The sequence below is a fragment of the Streptomyces sp. NPDC091371 genome, assembly GCF_040684275.1.
GTDB lineage: Bacteria > Actinomycetota > Actinomycetes > Streptomycetales > Streptomycetaceae > Streptomyces.
Genome location: NZ_JBFBFP010000061.1, coordinates 1 through 16,764 on the forward strand (window position 1 = coordinate 1; position 16,764 = coordinate 16,764).

The following is a 16,764-nucleotide window of genomic DNA, read 5'->3' on the forward strand; positions in this document are numbered from 1 at the left end:
TTGTGGTCTTTCGCTCGGCCTCGGGCCGTCGGCGGTGCCCCGCCCGCCCGCGGCCGCCGCCGGCGCCCCGGCCGGCCGCGCGGGGGCCCCCCCCCCCCCCGCCGCGGGGTGCCTAACGGTCGTCGCTCTCCCGCGGAGGGTGCGGGCGGATCTGCTCCTCCCGCCCGATGCCGGACCGCTGCCGCTTCGCGGTGTGCGCGCCGGCCTGCGCGGTGTCGTCCCCGGTACCGCCCGAGCGGGCCCGGCCTTCGTCCGCGGTCTGCGACGGGGTGGCCGGCGGGTGGTCGGGCGCCTGCCTGCGTACCTTCATCGGATCCTCCTCCGGGCGCCTCAGTAGCCCAGTGCGCTCTTCAGCTCGGCCTTGTCCATCGAGGAACGGCCGTGCAGGTTCTTGCGCTTGGCCTCCTCGTACAGCTGGTCGTAGGTCGGGCCCTGGGCTCCCTTGTGGGAACGCAGTCCGCCTCGCCTGCCGGAGGAGATGTCCTCCAACGAGGTCTTGCCGGCCGTCTTGGACTCTCCGGCGCGGGCCCGTTCCTTGTTCACCGTTCGTGCGGCGATCTCCTTCGCCCGCTCGGGACTCTCGCCGCGCTCCTCGGCGCTCTCCTTGATGTGCTCGTACTGGCGTTCACGCTTGGGGCTGGAACCTCGGGGCATGACGACTCCCTGGCTCAGACCGGACCGGTTCGTCCGGTACGTCCCGCGCCTACCCGCTGCGGGATGCCCCACGCGTGCGGACCCGCGTGGAGCGGTCAGACGATGCCCTCGGCGATCTCGGCCTGCTCGCGGGCGTTCCCGTACGCCGACGGCGTGCCGTACGAGCGGCGGGCGGCGTACCACCACGCGCTGGCCAGGACCAGGACCACCGCCAGCGCGATCACCGCGTAGTTCATCGAGTCGATGGTGACGGGCGACTTCTGCGGCAGGCAGAACAGGACGGTGACGACGGCCACCCAGACGACGGCGGTCCAGCCGATCGGCTTGCTCCAGCGGCCCAGGCTCCACGGGCCGGGCTGGAAGCGGTTCCCGGCGCGCAGGCGCAGGTAGATCGGGATGGCGTAGGCGGGGGTGATGCCGATGACGTTGATGGCGGTCACGGCGCCGTAGGCGGTGGCCGAGTAGAGCGAGGGCAGGGCCAGGACGGCCGCGGCGCCGACCGCGAGCCAGACGGCCGGCACCGGGGTCTGGGTGCGGCTGCTGACCTTGCGCCACAGGGCGGAGCCGGGGAGCGCGTTGTCGCGGCTGAAGGCGAAGACCATCCGGCTCGCGGCGGCCACCTCGGCGTTGCCGCAGAAGAGTTGCGCGACGATGACGACGAGGAGCAGGGCGGTGGCGCCGCCGGAGCCCAGGGCGTCGAGGAAGATCTGGGCCGGCGGGACCCCGGTGGCGGTGCCCTGGACGGCCGCGTAGTCCTGGATGGCGAAGGTGAGGCCCGCGAGCAGGGCGAACCCGGCGATCCAGGAGACCCAGATGGAGCGGACGATGCCCTTGGCGGCGGAGACGGAGGCGTTGGAGGTCTCCTCCGAGAGGTGCGCGGAGGCGTCGTACCCGGAGAAGGTGTACTGGGCGAGGAGCAGGCCGACGGCCGCCACGTAGAACGGGTTGGCCCAGCCGGTGTCGTTGACGAACTCGGTGAACACGAACGAGGGCGACTGGTGGTGGTCGGGAACGAGGGCCAGGGCGCCGACGATCACGGCCACGCCGCCCAGGTGCCACCAGACGCTGATGGAGTTGAGCACGCTGACGAGGCGGACGCCGAACAGGTTGAGCGCGGCGTGCAGCAGCAGGATGGCCAGGAAGATCAGGAAGGTCGAGCCGGGGGTCGGTACGAAGCCGAACTGGAGGTTGAGGAAGGCGCCGGTGAACAGGGCGGCGCCGTAGTCGATGCCGGCGATGGCGCCGAGCAGGCCCAGCAGGTTGAGCCAGCCCGTGTACCAGCCCCAGCGGCGTCCGCCGAGCCGGTCGGCCATGTAGTAGAGGGCTCCCGAGGTGGGGTAGGCGCTGGTCACCTCGGCCAGGGCGAGACCCACGCAGAGCACGAAGAGGCCGACGCCGGCCCAGCCCCACAGCATGACGGCCGGACCGCCGGTGCCGAGGCCGAAGCCGTACAGGGTCATGCAGCCGGACAGGACGGATATGACCGAGAAGCTGATGGCGAAGTTGCCGAAGCCGCCCATCCGGCGGGCGAGGACGGGCTGGTAGCCGAGCTCCCTGAGCCGTTCCTCCTCGTCGGGCCGGGACGGGGCCTTGCTGTCCTGGCGGACGGGTGGCGCGATTCGGGACATGGGGAGGTACCTCCGGGGGTTTGTGGAGCGCGGGGGACGTGGAGCGGGGGGTGGGGTCTGGTGGGGGCGCCGGGTCGTCGGGCCGCGGGTCAGCCCCGGTCGGCCAGGCTGCGGGACCTGGCCCGCAGGAAGACCTCCATGGCCCGTTCCTGGTCGGCGGGGGCGCGGGTCCGGTAGGCCCACGGCAGGGTGGTCCAGTACCGGTCGATCGCGTCGAAGGCCCGGGCCGCGTCGCCGAACCGGCTCGCTCCCCACAGGGCGTGGGCGAGGTGGTTCAGATCGAGCGGGGAGGCGCGACGCGGGTCGGCGTACGAGAACCAGGCGTCCAGGGCGTGACCGGCGTCGCGGACCGCGTCGTCGGAGACCCAGTGGAGGTCGAGCGCCTTCTCCTGGCCGCGCTCGCGGCGGTAGCGTTCGACGCTCAGGTAGAGCGGCAGGACGTGGACGGCGGAGCCTGGCGGAGCCGAACCGGCCGCCCAGTGCACGAAGTTGGCGGCCTCGATGAGCGGCCCCGATGTACCGGCGCACACGAACTGGAGCATCCGGTGGTACGCCTCGCGGTTGTGCGGGTCGCGCTTGTCGGCCTGCTCGAGGATCCCCCACGGGCCGGGCGGCAGCATCGGGGCGGGCGGCCGTTGCCGGTGCTCGTCCATCGAGCGGTGCTGGTCGAGGAGGGCGAGGGCGAGCAGGCAGACCCAGGGCACGGGGTCGGCCGGACTGAGTTCGGCGGCGTCCCGGCAGGCCGCCCACGCCTCCTGCCACAGCTGGTGCGTGCGGGGATGCCGGGCGCGGTGGGCGCGGACGGCCCGTTCGACGGCGACGCGGGTGTGCATGACGGACGCGGAGACGCTGCGCGGTTCCTCGGCCCGCCACGCCTGGACCACGTCCGATCCGGCCGCGACCGCGGCGAGCACCTGGGTGCGCTGGGTCCACAGCCCCCAGCCGTCCGTCCGGTCCAGCAGGCGCGCCATCGACAGCCAGCGGCCGGTGCGCAGGTCCTGCACGGCGAGGCGTAACTCGTCGTCGTGGCCGGCGGGGTGGTAGACGGGCCGGAATTCGCCGCCCGCCATCACCTCGTCCCCGTCGAGGGGTGGTGGGGGCGGGCGCGTCTTGCGGTGGTCGTGGTCATCAGTCCTCGCATCGCATGGCCGTCGCGCCCGGTGATCGGCGATCACTATAGAGCGACGATGAGCATTCGGGTCATGAAACTTTTCAAATGCAACGATCAAGCCATGTACGGCATATGAATTCGCGTCAGGTCCGGTGCGGAGCGCGCGGACGGATCTTGACGGGCGCCGCCCGCTGGTGAAGTCTTCCGAGCGACGATCAAGCAGGTCGGTCGCGCAGGCCGAGACCAGGGACGGAGTGGTGATGACGGGCCCGGTGCTCGCTGTGGACCAGGGCACCTCGGGAACCAAGGCCCTCGTCGTCTGTCCCGTACGCGGGGTCATCGGCTCCGCCTCCGCCCCCGTACGCCCCCGGTACCTGCCGGGCGGCCGCGTGGAGGTCGACCCCCGTGAGCTGCTGGAATCGGTCCTCGACGCGGGGCGCGCCGCACTGGCGGCGGCCGGCGAGCCGGTGGCGGCGGTGGGTCTGGCCAACCAGGGCGAGACCGTGCTCGCCTGGGACCCGGCGAGCGGCGAGCCGCTGACCGACGCGATCGTCTGGCAGGACCGCCGAGCCGAGCGGCTCTGTACGGAACTGGCCCCGCGCGCCGAGCTGTTACGGGAACGCACCGGACTGCCGCTCGACCCCTACTTCGCCGCGCCGAAGATGGCCTGGATCCGCCGCCACCTGACCCGGCACGGAGTCGTGACGACCAGCGACGTCTGGCTGGTGCACCGGCTCACCGGCGCCTTCGTCACCGACGCGGCCACCGCCGGCCGCACCCAGCTGCTCGACCTCGACACCGTCGACTGGTCGCCGGAGGCGGTCGACGCCTTCGGCCTGACCGGAGAGCGGCTGCCGGAGGTCGTCGACGCGGACACCCGCGTCGGCACCACCACCGCGTTCGGGCCCCCGCTGCCGCTGACGGGACTGCTCGTCGACCAGCAGGCCGCGCTCCTCGCGCAGCGCGTCACCGAGCCCGGAACCGCCAAGTGCACGTACGGCACGGGGGCGTTCCTCCTCGCGCAGAGCGGCCCGCGCCCCCGCCGCAGCACCACCGGACTGGTCGGCTGCGTGGCGTGGCGGCTCGGCGGGGAGACCAGCTACTGCCTCGACGGGCAGGTGTACACGGCCGCCTCCGCCGTGCGGTGGCTCACCGACCTCGGCGTGATCTCCGGCGCCGAGGACATCGACGCCGTGGGCGCGACCGCGCCGGACAGCGGCGGAGTCACCTTCGTTCCCGCGCTCGCCGGGCTCGCCGCCCCCTGGTGGCGGGGCGACCTGCGGGGTTCGGTCACCGGCCTCGGCCTCGACACGACCGCCGGGCACCTCGTGCGCGCGCTGTGCGACGGCATAGCCGCGCAGGTGGCGGAGCTCGCGGACGCGGTCGCCGCCGACCTGGGCACACCCCTCACCGCCCTGCGCGTCGACGGCGGTCTGACCCGGTCCGCGCTGCTCATGCAGGCGCAGGCCGATCTGCTGCAGATCCCCGTCGAGGTGTCCGCGCTGCCGGACGTCACCGCGCTCGGCGTCGGCGCGGTCGCCCGGCTCGGGCTCGACCCCTCCCTCACCGTGCACGAGGCCGTTCCGGAGTGGCGGCCGTCCGCCGTCTACGAGCCGGGGGCCGGTTCCGGGCAGCATGCGGCGGAGCGCCGCGCCCGGTTCCGGACGGCGGTGTCGGCCCTGCTCGACGGCCCGGCATGACCGGCGCCGTCACCACCGCCGGCCCCTTGCCCGACGGGCCCGATGCGTACGACGTCACGGTCGTCGGCGCCGGCGTGGTGGGCTCGGCCATCGCCCGCGAACTGGCCCGGCTCCCCCTGCGGATCGCGCTCCTCGACGCGTCCGACGACGTCGGCAACGGCACTTCCAAGGCCAACACCGCCATCTTGCACACCGGTTTCGACGCCGTGCCCGGATCCCTGGAGGCCGGGCTCGTCCGCGAGGGCCGGCGGCTGCTCGCCTCGTACGCCGCCGACAGCGGCATCCCGGTGGAGCCGGTCGGGGCGCTGCTCGTCGCCTGGAACGAGGAGCAGTACGCGGCGCTGCCCGGGCTCGCCGACAAGGCCGTCCGCAATGGCTACCGCTCGGCGCGGATCCTCCCGGCCGAGGAAGTGCGGGCCCGCGAGCCGGAGCTCGGGCCCGGCGTGCTCGGGGCGCTGCACGTGCCGGACGAGTCCGTCATCTGTCCCTGGACGACCACCCTCGCCTACGCGACGCAGGCCGTGCGCGCCGGAGTCGACCTGCACCTGTGCTGCCCGGTGCTGTCCGTCGCACCGGGCCCGGCGGACGCTCCGCACACGCTGGCCACCGGCCGCGGCCCGCTGCGCACCCGGTACCTGGTCAACGCGGCCGGGCTGTACGCCGACGAGATCGACCGGATGCTCGGGCACGCCGACTTCAAGGTGACGCCCCGGCGCGGCCAGCTGATCGTCTTCGACGAGCTCGCGCGCGGACTCGTACGCCACATCCTGCTGCCGGTGCCGGACGCGCGCGGCAAGGGGGTGCTCGTGGCGCCCACCGTGTACGGGAACGTGATGCTCGGGCCGACCGCCGAGGACCTGGACGACAAGACGGCCACCGGGTCGACCGCCGAAGGGCTCGCGCTGCTGCGGGAGAAGGGCCGGCGGATCCTGCCGGCGCTCCTGGAGGAGGAGGTCACCGCCGTCTACGCCGGGCTGCGCGCGGGCACCGGGCAGGAGGACTACGCGGTCCGGGCGCATCCCGCGCAGCGGTACGTCACCGTGGGCGGGATCCGCTCCACCGGCCTGACCGCCTCGATGGCGATCGCCGCGCACGTGGTGGAGCTGCTCGCCGACGGCGGTCTGCCGGTGGCCGGCCGGCGCGAGCTGGAGCCCGTACGGATGCCGAACCTCGGCGAGGCGTTCCCCCGGCCGTACCGCGACGCGGCGATGATCGCGGCGGACCCGGAGTACGGCCGGATCGTCTGCCACTGCGAGCGCGTGACCCGCGGGGAGATCCGCGACGCGCTCGCCGGGACCGTCCCGCCCGGTTCGCTGGACGGGCTGCGGCGGCGCACGCGCGCCCGGGGCGGCCGCTGCCAGGGCTGCCACTGCGGCGCGGCCGTCCGCGCGCTGTTCGAGGAGGCCCGCCGGTGAACGGCATCGACCGTACGGTCGACGTACTGGTCGTCGGAGCCGGACCCGCCGGGCTGGCCCTGGCCGCCCGGCTCGCGGGCGCGGGCGCCGGACGGGTCGAGGTCCTGGACCGCGAGCAGGACGCGGGCGGGATGCCGCGCCACCTCCACCACGGCGGCTTCGGCCGGCCTCCGCGCCCCTGGCTGCGGGGTCCCGCGTACGCACGGCGGTCGGTGGCGGCCGCGCTCGGTGCCGGGGCCGCGGTCCGTACCGGCGTCACCGCCACCGGCTGGGCCGGCCCGCTGACCCTGGAGACCACGAGCCCGGCGGGGCTGGAGCGGATCACGGCCCGCGCCGTGGTCCTGGCCACGGGCGCCCGGGAGCGTCCCCGTAGCGCCCGACTGGTTCCGGGCTCCCGCCCGCAGGGAGTGCTGACCACCGGCGAACTGCTGCAGTCCGTCCACCGGTACGGGCTGCCCGTCGGCCGGCGGGCCGTGGTGGTGGGCGCCGAGGCGGTGGCCCGGCACGCGGTGGGCACGCTGCGGCGGGCGGGCACGGAGGTGGTGGCGATGGTCACCGAGCACCCGCGCGCCACCGCCGTGCCGGGGGTCCCGCTGCTCACGGCGACGACGCTGGGCGAACTGCGCGGCCGGGGCCGGCTGACCGGCGTGGAAGTCCGCCACCGGGACGGCCGGACCGGGGTGCTGGCCTGCGACACGGTGGTGTTCACCGGCGACTGGATCCCCGACCACGAGCTGGCCCGCCGCGGCGGCGTCCCCCTCGACCCCGGCACCCGGGGCCCGAGCGTCGACGCCGCCTTCCGTACGACGGCGCCGGGCGTCTTCGGGGTCGGCAATGCCCTCCACGGCATCGAACGCGCGGCCACCGCGGCCGCGGAGGGCGCCGCCGCGGCGGCCCCGGTACTGGCGCATCTGGCGGGCGCCCCCTGGCCGGAACCCGGCCCGCCGCTGGAGGTCCGGGCCCCCCTCCTGTGGGTGGCGCCGAACCGGGTCACGGGCGACGCCGGGCGGCCGCTGCTGCTGCGCTCCGCGCGACCGCTGACCGGCCCGCTGGTGACGGTGGTCCAGGACGGCCGGCCGCTGTGGCGGCGCCGGTTCATCGGCCCGGTTTCCCCGTCCCGGTCGCTGCGGCTGCCGCCGGGGTGGACGGCCGGGGTGGACCGGGCGGGCGGTCCGGTCGTGGTGGCCGTCGGCTGACACGGGCCCGCCCCGCCCCACCGGAGGCGTACCCCGGCTGCTGATGATCTTCGCGATGCCCCTGGATCGCCGCGATGGCGGCCGCCGGCCCCGAGGCCGTTAGAACGCCGGGCGGCCCGCGTGGAGTTCCACCGGGCCCGTGTCCGTGGCGCGCGCTGCGTGGGCGGCTTCGATCTGGCGGCGGAGGGCGGCTTTGGTGAACGCGCGGAGCTCCGTGCGGGGGACGGCGCGCCAGGCGAGGAGTTCCACGGGGTCCAGGCGGATCCGGGCGAGGGTGCCGGTGTCGAGGACGCCGCCGTCGTAGAGGAAGCGGATGCGGGCCGGGCGGCCCGGTTTGTACGACCAGTTCACGGCGAGGAGGCGGCCCGGGGCGAGGTCGAGGCCGAGCTCCTCCCGGACCTCGCGGCGGGCGGCGGCGCGCGGGGTCTCGCCCAGGTCGCTGTCGATGCCGCCGCCGGGGAGGTGCCAGCGGCGGGTGCTGCCGTACGCGGGGCGGACCAGCAGGATCCGGTCCTCGGCGTCGGTGAACAGCACGCTCGCCGCCGTCAGGGCCTTGGGGCGGTTGGCCCGGTGGCTGGCGGCGTCGAGGGCGCCCGCGTGGCCGAGGGCGGCCCGGCGGGCCGGGTCCAGGCCGGCCGGGGAGCCGGGTTGGGGCACGCCGTCCACGAGATGGGCGAAGGAGCCCGCGTGCAGGGCGGCCAGGCCGGCCCGCAGCCGGGGCGCGATACGGGCCGGGAGGGCTTCGTACGCCTCCTCGGGCGGCAGCCAGCGCGCCTCGGTGATCTCGCCGTCCGGGAAGGTGATCGCCGAAGCCTCCTCGGGGGTCAGCGGGCCGACGAGGTGGACGTGCACGATCAGGGCGCGGCCGAGCGTGCCGGGCGGCCGGGAGTCCACGGCCAGCAGCCGCCCGACCGGCACGATGAGGTCCAGCTCCTCCTTCAACTCGCGGGCCAGGCCCTGCTCCGGCGTTTCGGTGTCCTCCACCGTGCCGCCCGGAAGCTCCAGATCGGCCTTGTACGAAGTGGTCAGTACGAGGACCCGCCCGCGGGTGTCCAGGACGATCCCGGTGGCCGCGACGAGCGGGGCCGGCTGGGCGGCGTAGTACGCGCGCACCTCGTCGGGGGAGGGGCGGTCGGGCACGGCGGGCTCCAGCTCCACGGGGTCGGTGCCACGCACTATGCCACGCGGTGCGCCGGGCCCCGGGCGGGCGGCCGCACCGGCGTGCCGGTGTCAGGCCCGGGCCAGGAGCATGCCGCCCATGGTGACCATCGTCGCGGCGACGAGGCCGTCCAGCACCCGCCAGGCCGAGGGGCGGGCGAGCAGGCCGCTCAGCAGCCGGGCGCCGTAGCCCAGGGTGGCGAACCAGGTCACGCTGGCCAGGCCCGCCCCGATCCCGAAGGCCCAGCGCAGGTCGCCGCGGTCGGCGGCGAGGGAGCCGAGCAGCAGGACGGTGTCCAGGTAGACGTGCGGGTTGAGCCAGGTCATGGCCAGGCAGGTCAGGACTGCGGCCCGGACACCGGAGCCGGAGCGGGAGCCGGAGCCGGAAGTGCCGCCCTCCGTGGTGAGCGCGGCGCCCGGGGCGGGCCGCAGGACCCGGCGGGCCGCGAGGACTCCGTAGCAGATCAGGAACCCGCCACCGGCTATCGCGACGGCCGTGAGTGCGGCCGGCCACGCGGTGACGAAGGCGCCGACGCCGGCGACGCCGAGGGCGATGAGGAGCGCGTCGGAGACGGCGCAGATGGCGACCACGGCGAGGACCGCGTGCCGGCGCGCGCCCTGGCGGAGGACGAAGGCGTTCTGCGCGCCGATGGCGACGATGAGGGAGAGACCGGTGCCGAAACCGGCGAGGGCCGCCGTGAGGATGCCGTGTGTCATGCCTCCGACCGTAGGCAGCCAGGCCTTTTCAGTACAGCTAAAGATTTTTACGTACCATTAGCGCTCGTGATGGAAGATCTTCCCCTGGACCAGGTGCGGACCCTGCTCGCCGTAGTGGACGAGGGCACCTTCGACGCCGCCGCGGCGGCCCTGCACGTGACTCCGTCCGCGGTCAGCCAGCGGGTCAAGGCCCTGGAGCAGCGGACCGGGAGGGTCCTGCTGATACGGACGAAACCGGTGCGGGCCACCCCGTCCGGGGAGGTGGTGGTCCGCTTCGGCCGCCAGCTGGCCCGGCTGGAGCGGGACGCGCGGGCCGAGCTGGGGATGGCCGACGGGACGGGCCCGGTGCGGCTGCCGATCGCGGTGAACGCGGACTCGCTGGCCACCTGGTTCTTGCCGGCGCTGGCCCGGGTGCCGCAGGACCCGCCGGTCTGCGTCGAGCTGCACCGCGAGGACGAGGCCCACACGACGGAGCTGCTGCGGGAGGGCCAGGTCATGGCGGCCGTGACCTCCTCGCCCGAGCCGGTGGCGGGCTGCGCCTCCCGGCTGCTGGGACTGGCGCGGTACCTGCCGGTGGCGAGTCCGGGCTTCGCGGCCCGGCACCTGACCGGGTCCCCGGAGCGGGACCTGCGGGTAGCGCCGACCATCGTGTTCGACCGGAAGGACGACTTCCAGGACGCGTTCGTGCGCGAGTTGACGGGGGACCCGGCGGCCGGAGCCGGCCCGATCCGGCACTACATCCCCACCTCGGAGGGGTTCCGCGACGCGGTCGCCGCCGGGCTCGGCTGGGGCATGGTGCCCGAGGCACAGGCGGGGCCGCTGGTGCGGGCGGGGGAGTTGGTGGTGCTGGTGCCTCGGCGGCCGATGGACGTGCCGCTGTACTGGCAGCAGTGGAAGCTGGACTCGCCGGCGCTGTCGACGGTGGCCGAGGTGATCGGGGCGGCGGCCCGCGAGGCCCTGCGCGGGCCCGTGGGGAGCGGGTCGTAGGCTGCGGGGCATGGAGTCCTACACGATCGGTCAGGCGGCACGGCTGCTCGGCGTCAGCGTCGACACGGCGCGGCGTTGGGCGGATGCCGAACGGTTCCCCACCCGCAGGGAAGGCACGCGGCGGATGGTGGACGGGCCGGACCTGGCCGCGTTCTGCGTCGAGGCCGCGCAGGAGGGCGGCGACGGCGACGAGGCACCGTACACCTCGGCGCGCAACGCCTTCCCCGGCATCGTCACCGGGGTGAAGCTGGGCACGGTCACCGCGCAGGTGGAGATCCAGGCCGGACCCCACCGCATCGTGTCGCTGCTGACGCGGGAGGCGGTGGAGGAGCTCGGACTGGAGGTGGGCGCGCGGGCCACGGCGCGCGTGAAGTCGACGAGCGTGTTCATCGACCGCGCCTGAGCTTTTCCGGCGGCCGCGTGCGGCCGGTGCGGTGGTCCGGGCCGGAGGCCGGACGGCACCGGTGGCAGACTGGCCGCTGATCCGCCGAAGGGGAGTACCTCGTTGTCCATGTTCAGCAACCTGCGCCGGGCCGTCCGCCGCGGCTACCGCCGGGCGGTCGACCTCAGCCACCCCGCCCGCTCCCCGCTCGGCAGCGCGGTCGTCAACTGCGTGGTGTACCAGGACGGCGTACGGCAGGACGGCTGCGCGGAGGCCGAGGAGGCGCTGCGCCGGGTCCGCAAGACCGGCGAGGGCTTCGTGTGGATCGGCCTGCACGAGCCGTCGCAGGAGGAGTTCGCCGGGCTCGCCCGGCTGTTCGGCCTGCACCCGCTCGCCGTCGAGGACGCGGTCAACGCGCACCAGCGGCCCAAGGTGGAGCGCTACGACGACACGCTGTTCGCGGTGTTCAAGACCGTGCGGTACGTCGAGCACGAGGAGCTGACGGCGACCAGCGAGGTGGTGGAGACCGGCGAGCTGATGGCCTTCACCGGTGAGGACTTCGTCATCACCATCCGGCACGGCGGCCGCGGCACCCTCGGCCCGGTCCGCGAGGCCCTGGAGGCCGCGCCGGACCAGCTGGCCAAGGGGCCGGCGGCCGTGCTGCACGCCATGGCCGACCACGTGGTCGACGACTACGTGGCCGTCACGGACGCCGTGCAGAACGACATCGACGCCGTGGAGACCGCGGTGTTCAGCGAGCACGGGGGCCGCGGCGACGCCGGACGGATCTACCAGCTCAAGCGCGAACTCCTGGAGCTGCGGCGGGCGGTGGCCCCGCTCAGCCGGCCGCTCCAGCACCTGGCCACGCAGCCGATACCGGTCATCCCGCCGGAGATCCGCGCCTACTTCCGGGACGTCGCCGACCATCTGGCCCGGGCCACCGAGCAGATCGGCGCCTACGACAACCTCCTCGACTCCATCCTCCAGGCGCACCTCGCGCAGGTGACCGTCGCCCAGAACGAGGACATGCGCAAGATCACGGCATGGGCCGCGATCGTCGCCGTCCCGACGATGGTGTGCGGGGTCTACGGCATGAACTTCGACCACATGCCCGAACTGCACTGGACGTACGGATACCCGCTCGTCGTCGGCGTCATGGTGGTCGCCTGCTTCGTGATCCACCGCGGTTTCCGGCGCAACGGCTGGCTCTGACGCCCGGGAAATCCCTGGTGAGAAGGGCCCGGACCGCCGGTAGTGTCCGCCTGTCAGGGAAGATCGACAGGGAACGGGCGGGCCGGAGAGATGGAACGTACGGCGGCGGCGGAGCCGAACGAGGGCGGCGCACTGGTCGGTGAGCGGGTGCGGCTGGAGCCGCTCGCGCACCGGCACCACGACGGGCTCTGCGAGGCCGTCCGGGACGGGGAGTTGTGGGAGCTCCCCGTGACGATCGTCCCCCGCCCCGAGGACGTGCCCGCCTTCATCGACGACGCGCTGGCGGCGCGCGAGGCCGGCACGCAGCTCGCGTACGCGACGGTGGACCTCGCGAGCGGCCGGATCGCCGGCTCCACCCGGCTGATGATGATCAACAGGCCGTACCGGCGGCTGGAGATCGGCTTCACCTTCCTCGGCGCGTCCTGGCAGGGGACGGGCCTGAACACCGAGGCCAAGCTGCTCATGCTCACGCACGCCTTCGAGGCGATGGGCATGAACCGGGTCGAGCTCCTCACCGACGTGCGCAACGGCAGGTCGCGGGCCGCGATCGAGCGGCTCGGCGCGACGCACGAGGGGGTGCTGCGCCACCACATGGTGATGCGGGACGGCTGGATCCGCGACACGGCCGTCTACAGCATCACGCGCCCCGAATGGCCGGACGCCAAGCGGGCGTTGGCGGACCGCGTGCACGGGTCTTGAGGGAAGGCCCCCCGGGCTGGTAGTAAAGTTTCCTAACTACACCGGGAAGCCTCAACCACCCCACGGAGGCCTTGTGTTGACCCCCCACCGCAAGAAGCCGGCGGTCGCAGCCTTACTCGGCTGCGCACTCCTCGCCGCACCGGTCACCGCCCACGCCACCGCCACCGCCGAGACCCCCACCCGGGCCTCCGCGGCGGCGGCCGTCGGGCTCGACGATCCGGCGAAGAAGGAGATCGCCATGAAGATCGTCTCCAGCGCGGAGAACTCCTCGCTGGACTGGAAGGCCCAGTACAAGTACATCGAGGACATCGGCGACGGCCGCGGCTACACGGCCGGGATCATCGGGTTCTGCTCCGGCACCGGCGACATGCTCGACCTGGTCGAGCACTACACCGAGATCAAGCCGGGCAACGTCCTCGCCAAGTACCTCCCCGCGCTGCGCGAGGTCGACGGCACCGACTCGCACGCCGGCCTCGACCCGGACTTCACCAGGGACTGGGCGAAGGCGGCCCAGGACAGCGCCTTCAGGAAGGCCCAGGACCACGAGCGCGACCGGGTCTACTTCAACCCGGCCGTGCGGCAGGGCAAGGCCGACGGGGTCGGCGTACTGGGCCAGTTCATCTACTACGACGCCATCGTCATGCACGGCGACGGCACCGACTCCACCAGCTTCCGCAGCATCCGGGGGCGTGCCCTGTCCAAGGCCGAGCCCCCGTCGCAGGGCGGCAGCGAGACCACCTGGCTGAACGCCTTCCTCGACGCCCGGGTCTGGGCGATGAAGCAGGAGGAGGCGCACAGCGACACCAGCCGCGTCGACACCGCCCAGCGGGTCTTCCTCGGGAAGGGCAACCTGAACCTGAACACCCCCCTCGACTGGAAGGTGTACGGAGACTCCTTCCACATCGGCTGACGAGGGAGGAAACCCTTGACCGGGCAGTAACATCCGCATAAATTCTGCCCCGGCTTGCTCCAGAAGGACTGGCCCACCACCCGTCCTCTGGGGGGACTCGTGCACTACTACACCGACGTCCTGAAGAAGTACGTCGACTTCTCCGGCCGTGCGCGACGCCAGGAAGTCTGGATGTTCGTCCTGTGCAACATGGTCGTCGAGGCGGTCGTCCTGACGCTCGACGTCCTGTTCGGCGCGATGTTCATCCTGTACGCGGTCTACACCCTGGCGATCGCGCTGCCGGCCATCTCCCTGACCGTGCGCCGCCTGCACGACCTCGGCAAGGCCGGCTGGTGGTACTTCATCGGCTGCATCCCGATCATCGGCTGGATCTGGATGCTCGTCCTGATGGCCACCGCCGGCCAGCCGCACGAGAACAAGTACGGTCCCAGCCCCAAGTCGATCCACCGGGTGCCCAGCCTCGTCTGACGGGCCGCGCCCGAGCGCCGCCCCCGACGGAACACGTCGGCGGCGGCGCTTTCGCGTGGTGTGTGCGACACGCCTCACCCGAAGCTTCGGGCAGGGGGCTGTCCAGACCGGCCCGATCACGAGATATCTTGATGTCGAGCAATGTTGCAGACGAGAGACGCAGACTGTGGAGCGGAGCAACCGGTGACTGACTCGACCATCATCTACACGCACACTGACGAGGCCCCGGCCCTCGCGACGTATTCCTTCCTGCCTGTGATCCAGGCCTACGCGTCGACGGCCGGTGTGAATGTCGAGACCCGTGACATCTCCCTGGCCGGTCGGATCATCGCCAGCTTCCCGGAGCACCTCCAGGAGAGCCAGCGGATCGCCGACGCCCTGGCCGAGCTCGGTCAGCTGGCGAAGACGCCGGAAGCGAACATCATCAAGCTGCCCAACGTCTCGGCCTCGATCCCGCAGCTGAAGGCCGCGATCGCCGAGCTCCAGGGCCAGGGCTACGCCCTCCCGGACTACCCGGACGACCCGAAGTCCGACGAGGAGCGCGAGATCCGCGCCCGCTACGACAAGATCAAGGGCAGCGCCGTCAACCCGGTCCTGCGCGAGGGCAACTCCGACCGCCGCGCCCCCGCCTCGGTCAAGAACTACGCCAAGACGCACCCGCACCGCATGGGCGCCTGGACCCCCGAGTCCAAGACGAACGTCGCGACCATGGGCGAGAACGACTTCCGCTCCACCGAGAAGTCCGCCGTGATCGCCGAGGCCGGCACCCTGCGCATCGAGCACGTCGACGCCGACGGCGCCACCACCGTGCTGCGCGAGTCCGTACCGGTCCTCGCCGGCGAGGTCGTGGACGCGTCCGTCCTGCACGTCGACGCCCTGCGCACCTTCCTCAACGACCAGATCGAGCGTGCCAAGGCCGAGGGCGTCCTGTTCTCCGTGCACCTCAAGGCCACGATGATGAAGGTCTCCGACCCGATCATCTTCGGCCACGTGGTCCGCGCCTTCTTCCCGAAGACCTTCGCGCGCTACGGCGAGACCCTCGCCGCCGCCGGTCTGTCCGCGAACGACGGCCTCGGCGTCATCCTGAACGGCCTCGGCGCGCTGCCCGACGGCGACGCGATCAAGGCCTCCATCGACGCCGAGATCGCCGAGGGCCCGGCCCTCGCGATGGTCGACTCCGACAAGGGCATCACCAACCTGCACGTGCCGTCCGACGTCATCGTCGACGCCTCCATGCCGGCCATGATCCGCACCTCCGGCCACATGTGGGGCCCGGACGGCGCCGAGGCCGACACCCTCGCCGTCCTCCCGGACAGCAGCTACGCCGGTGTCTACCAGGTCGTCATCGACGACTGCCGCGCGCACGGCGCGTACGACCCGTCCACCATGGGCTCGGTGTCGAACGTCGGCCTCATGGCGCAGGCGGCCGAGGAGTACGGCAGCCACGACAAGACCTTCGAGATCGCCGCCGCGGGCACCGTCCGCCTCGTCGACGCCGCGGGCAACGTGGTCCTGGAGCAGGAGGTCGCCGCCGGTGACATCTTCCGCGCCTGCCAGGCCAAGGACGCCCCGATCCGCGACTGGGTCAAGCTCGCCGTCACCCGCGCCCGCGCCACCGGCAACCCGGCCGTCTTCTGGCTGGACGAGAGCCGCGCCCACGACGCGCAGCTGATCGCCAAGGTCAACACCTACCTGGCCGACCACGACACCGAGGGTCTGACCATCAAGATCCTCTCCCCGGTCGAGGCCACCGCCTTCTCCCTGGAGCGCATCCGCCGCGGCGAGGACACCATCTCGGTGACCGGCAACGTGCTGCGCGACTACCTGACCGACCTGTTCCCGATCCTGGAGCTGGGCACCAGCGCCAAGATGCTGTCGGTCGTCCCGCTGATGAACGGCGGCGGCCTCTTCGAGACGGGCGCCGGCGGCTCCGCCCCGAAGCACGTCCAGCAGCTGGTCAAGGAGAACTACCTGCGCTGGGACTCCCTCGGCGAGTTCTTCGCGCTCGCGGCCAGCTTCGAGCACCTCGCCACCACCACCGGCAACGCCCGCGCCCAGGTGCTGGCCGACACCCTGGACCGCGCGACCGGCACCTTCCTCAACGAGGACAAGTCGCCGAGCCGCAAGCTGGGCGGCATCGACAACCGCGGCAGCCACTTCTACCTCGCCACCTACTGGGCGCAGGAGCTGGCCAAGCAGACCGACGACGCCGAGCTGGCGGCGGCCTTCGAGGCGCTCGCCAAGACCCTGACCGAGCAGGAGCAGACGATCGTCGCCGAGCTCATCGCGGTCCAGGGCTCCCCGGCGGAGATCGGCGGCTACTACCAGCCCGACGCCGCCAAGGCCGCCGCGATCATGCGTCCGTCGGCGACCTTCAACAACGCGCTGGCCCTCCTCGGCTGAGGCCCTCGCCCGCGGCTGAGCGCGAGCCGAGCACCAGCTGACCATCAGCTGGGCCCGCGCTGAGCCCGTGCGAGCCCGTCGTCCGCGTGATCCGCCCCGGTCGGCCCCGTGCCGACCGGGGCGG

16 protein-coding genes are annotated in these 16,764 nt (G+C 73.2%); 10 read left to right on the forward strand and 6 right to left on the reverse strand.

All coding sequences use genetic code 11. The features are described from left to right. Nucleotides 1-112: 112 nt before the first annotated feature. The 4 genes from AB0O21_RS36575 to AB0O21_RS36590 form a co-directional block, all read right to left on the reverse strand. Nucleotides 113-310, reverse strand: coding sequence for a hypothetical protein (locus AB0O21_RS36575; RefSeq protein ID WP_365179015.1), 198 nt, complete (start codon nucleotides 308-310; stop codon nucleotides 113-115). Nucleotides 311-330: 20 nt separating this feature from the next. After that, entirely contained in the window at nucleotides 331-654 is a 324-nt protein-coding gene (locus AB0O21_RS36580; RefSeq protein WP_365179018.1) for a plasmid stabilization protein, read from the reverse strand. 95 nt (nucleotides 655-749) lie between these two features. Next, nucleotides 750-2,282 carry an amino acid permease gene (locus AB0O21_RS36585; protein ID WP_365179021.1) on the reverse strand — a complete coding sequence of 511 codons (1,533 nt, stop codon included), beginning with the start codon at nucleotides 2,280-2,282 and terminating at the stop codon, nucleotides 750-752. Between the two features lie 89 nt (nucleotides 2,283-2,371). Beyond that, on the reverse strand, nucleotides 2,372-3,352 hold the full coding sequence (locus AB0O21_RS36590; RefSeq protein WP_365179024.1) for a hypothetical protein: 981 nt from the start codon (nucleotides 3,350-3,352) through the stop codon (nucleotides 2,372-2,374). 301 nt (nucleotides 3,353-3,653) lie between these two features. Between AB0O21_RS36590 and AB0O21_RS36595 the strand changes: the two genes are divergently transcribed. Genes AB0O21_RS36595 through AB0O21_RS36605 form a run of 3 tightly spaced genes read left to right on the forward strand, consistent with a single transcriptional unit; the run spans nucleotide 3,654 to nucleotide 7,704 of the window. After that, on the forward strand, nucleotides 3,654-5,093 hold the full coding sequence (locus AB0O21_RS36595) for an FGGY family carbohydrate kinase (RefSeq protein ID WP_365179027.1): 1,440 nt from the start codon (nucleotides 3,654-3,656) through the stop codon (nucleotides 5,091-5,093). Continuing rightward, nucleotides 5,090-6,508, forward strand: a complete 1,419-nt coding sequence (locus tag AB0O21_RS36600; protein ID WP_365179030.1) for an FAD-dependent oxidoreductase — start codon at nucleotides 5,090-5,092, stop codon at nucleotides 6,506-6,508. Before AB0O21_RS36595 ends, AB0O21_RS36600 begins: the two co-directional genes overlap by 4 nt. Further along, the gene (locus AB0O21_RS36605) at nucleotides 6,505-7,704 is read left to right on the forward strand and encodes an FAD-dependent oxidoreductase (RefSeq protein ID WP_365179032.1); all 1,200 of its coding nucleotides are present in this window, start codon (nucleotides 6,505-6,507) and stop codon (nucleotides 7,702-7,704) included. The genes AB0O21_RS36600 and AB0O21_RS36605 overlap by 4 nt, the downstream gene beginning before the upstream one ends. A 99-nt stretch (nucleotides 7,705-7,803) precedes the next feature. On the opposite strand, the gene AB0O21_RS36610 is transcribed toward AB0O21_RS36605, so the two are convergent. Beyond that, nucleotides 7,804-8,880 (reverse strand): NUDIX hydrolase, encoded by a 1,077-nt coding sequence (locus tag AB0O21_RS36610; RefSeq protein WP_365179035.1) that lies wholly within the window; start codon nucleotides 8,878-8,880, stop codon nucleotides 7,804-7,806. 54 nt (nucleotides 8,881-8,934) lie between these two features. Continuing rightward, complete coding sequence (locus AB0O21_RS36615; protein ID WP_365179038.1) at nucleotides 8,935-9,579, reverse strand: LysE/ArgO family amino acid transporter; 645 nt, start codon at nucleotides 9,577-9,579, stop codon at nucleotides 8,935-8,937. A 69-nt stretch (nucleotides 9,580-9,648) separates the two neighbouring features. Between AB0O21_RS36615 and AB0O21_RS36620 the strand changes: the two genes are divergently transcribed. The 7 genes from AB0O21_RS36620 (at nucleotide 9,649) to AB0O21_RS36650 (ending at nucleotide 16,640) form a co-directional block, all read left to right on the forward strand. Beyond that, a complete protein-coding gene (locus AB0O21_RS36620; protein WP_365179103.1) occupies nucleotides 9,649-10,566 on the forward strand; it encodes a LysR family transcriptional regulator ArgP in 918 nt (305 codons plus the stop codon). A 10-nt stretch (nucleotides 10,567-10,576) separates the two neighbouring features. Continuing rightward, a complete protein-coding gene (locus tag AB0O21_RS36625) occupies nucleotides 10,577-10,969 on the forward strand; it encodes a TOBE domain-containing protein (protein WP_365179041.1) in 393 nt (130 codons plus the stop codon). A 108-nt stretch (nucleotides 10,970-11,077) separates the two neighbouring features. Then, nucleotides 11,078-12,160, forward strand: coding sequence for a magnesium/cobalt transporter CorA (gene corA, locus AB0O21_RS36630; protein WP_365179044.1), 1,083 nt, complete (start codon nucleotides 11,078-11,080; stop codon nucleotides 12,158-12,160). A gap of 90 nt (nucleotides 12,161-12,250) precedes the next feature. Further along, the gene (locus tag AB0O21_RS36635; protein WP_365179047.1) at nucleotides 12,251-12,859 is read left to right on the forward strand and encodes a GNAT family protein; all 609 of its coding nucleotides are present in this window, start codon (nucleotides 12,251-12,253) and stop codon (nucleotides 12,857-12,859) included. Nucleotides 12,860-12,932: 73 nt separating this feature from the next. Continuing rightward, complete coding sequence (locus tag AB0O21_RS36640; protein WP_365179049.1) at nucleotides 12,933-13,769, forward strand: chitosanase; 837 nt, start codon at nucleotides 12,933-12,935, stop codon at nucleotides 13,767-13,769. Between the two features lie 54 nt (nucleotides 13,770-13,823). After that, nucleotides 13,824-14,237 carry a DUF805 domain-containing protein gene (locus AB0O21_RS36645; protein WP_365179052.1) on the forward strand — a complete coding sequence of 138 codons (414 nt, stop codon included), beginning with the start codon at nucleotides 13,824-13,826 and terminating at the stop codon, nucleotides 14,235-14,237. A gap of 183 nt (nucleotides 14,238-14,420) precedes the next feature. Continuing rightward, nucleotides 14,421-16,640: an NADP-dependent isocitrate dehydrogenase gene (locus AB0O21_RS36650; RefSeq protein ID WP_365179054.1), complete on the forward strand. Its 2,220-nt coding sequence runs from the start codon at nucleotides 14,421-14,423 to the stop codon at nucleotides 16,638-16,640. Nucleotides 16,641-16,764: the final 124 nt, after the last annotated feature.

What these genes read in the sequence shown, in the direction of transcription:
- corA (WP_365179044.1), top strand. Translation starts at nt 11,078, where the DNA reads ATGTTCAGCAACCTGCGCCGGGCCGTCCGCCGCGGCTACCGCCGGGCG.
- AB0O21_RS36580 (WP_365179018.1), bottom strand. Translation starts at nt 654, where the DNA reads ATGCCCCGAGGTTCCAGCCCCAAGCGTGAACGCCAGTACGAGCACATC.
- AB0O21_RS36620 (WP_365179103.1), top strand. Translation starts at nt 9,649, where the DNA reads ATGGAAGATCTTCCCCTGGACCAGGTGCGGACCCTGCTCGCCGTAGTG.
- AB0O21_RS36575 (WP_365179015.1), bottom strand. Translation starts at nt 310, where the DNA reads ATGAAGGTACGCAGGCAGGCGCCCGACCACCCGCCGGCCACCCCGTCG.
- AB0O21_RS36590 (WP_365179024.1), bottom strand. Translation starts at nt 3,352, where the DNA reads ATGGCGGGCGGCGAATTCCGGCCCGTCTACCACCCCGCCGGCCACGAC.
- AB0O21_RS36595 (WP_365179027.1), top strand. Translation starts at nt 3,654, where the DNA reads ATGACGGGCCCGGTGCTCGCTGTGGACCAGGGCACCTCGGGAACCAAG.
- AB0O21_RS36635 (WP_365179047.1), top strand. Translation starts at nt 12,251, where the DNA reads ATGGAACGTACGGCGGCGGCGGAGCCGAACGAGGGCGGCGCACTGGTC.
- AB0O21_RS36625 (WP_365179041.1), top strand. Translation starts at nt 10,577, where the DNA reads ATGGAGTCCTACACGATCGGTCAGGCGGCACGGCTGCTCGGCGTCAGC.
- AB0O21_RS36615 (WP_365179038.1), bottom strand. Translation starts at nt 9,579, where the DNA reads ATGACACACGGCATCCTCACGGCGGCCCTCGCCGGTTTCGGCACCGGT.
- AB0O21_RS36600 (WP_365179030.1), top strand. Translation starts at nt 5,090, where the DNA reads ATGACCGGCGCCGTCACCACCGCCGGCCCCTTGCCCGACGGGCCCGAT.
- AB0O21_RS36585 (WP_365179021.1), bottom strand. Translation starts at nt 2,282, where the DNA reads ATGTCCCGAATCGCGCCACCCGTCCGCCAGGACAGCAAGGCCCCGTCC.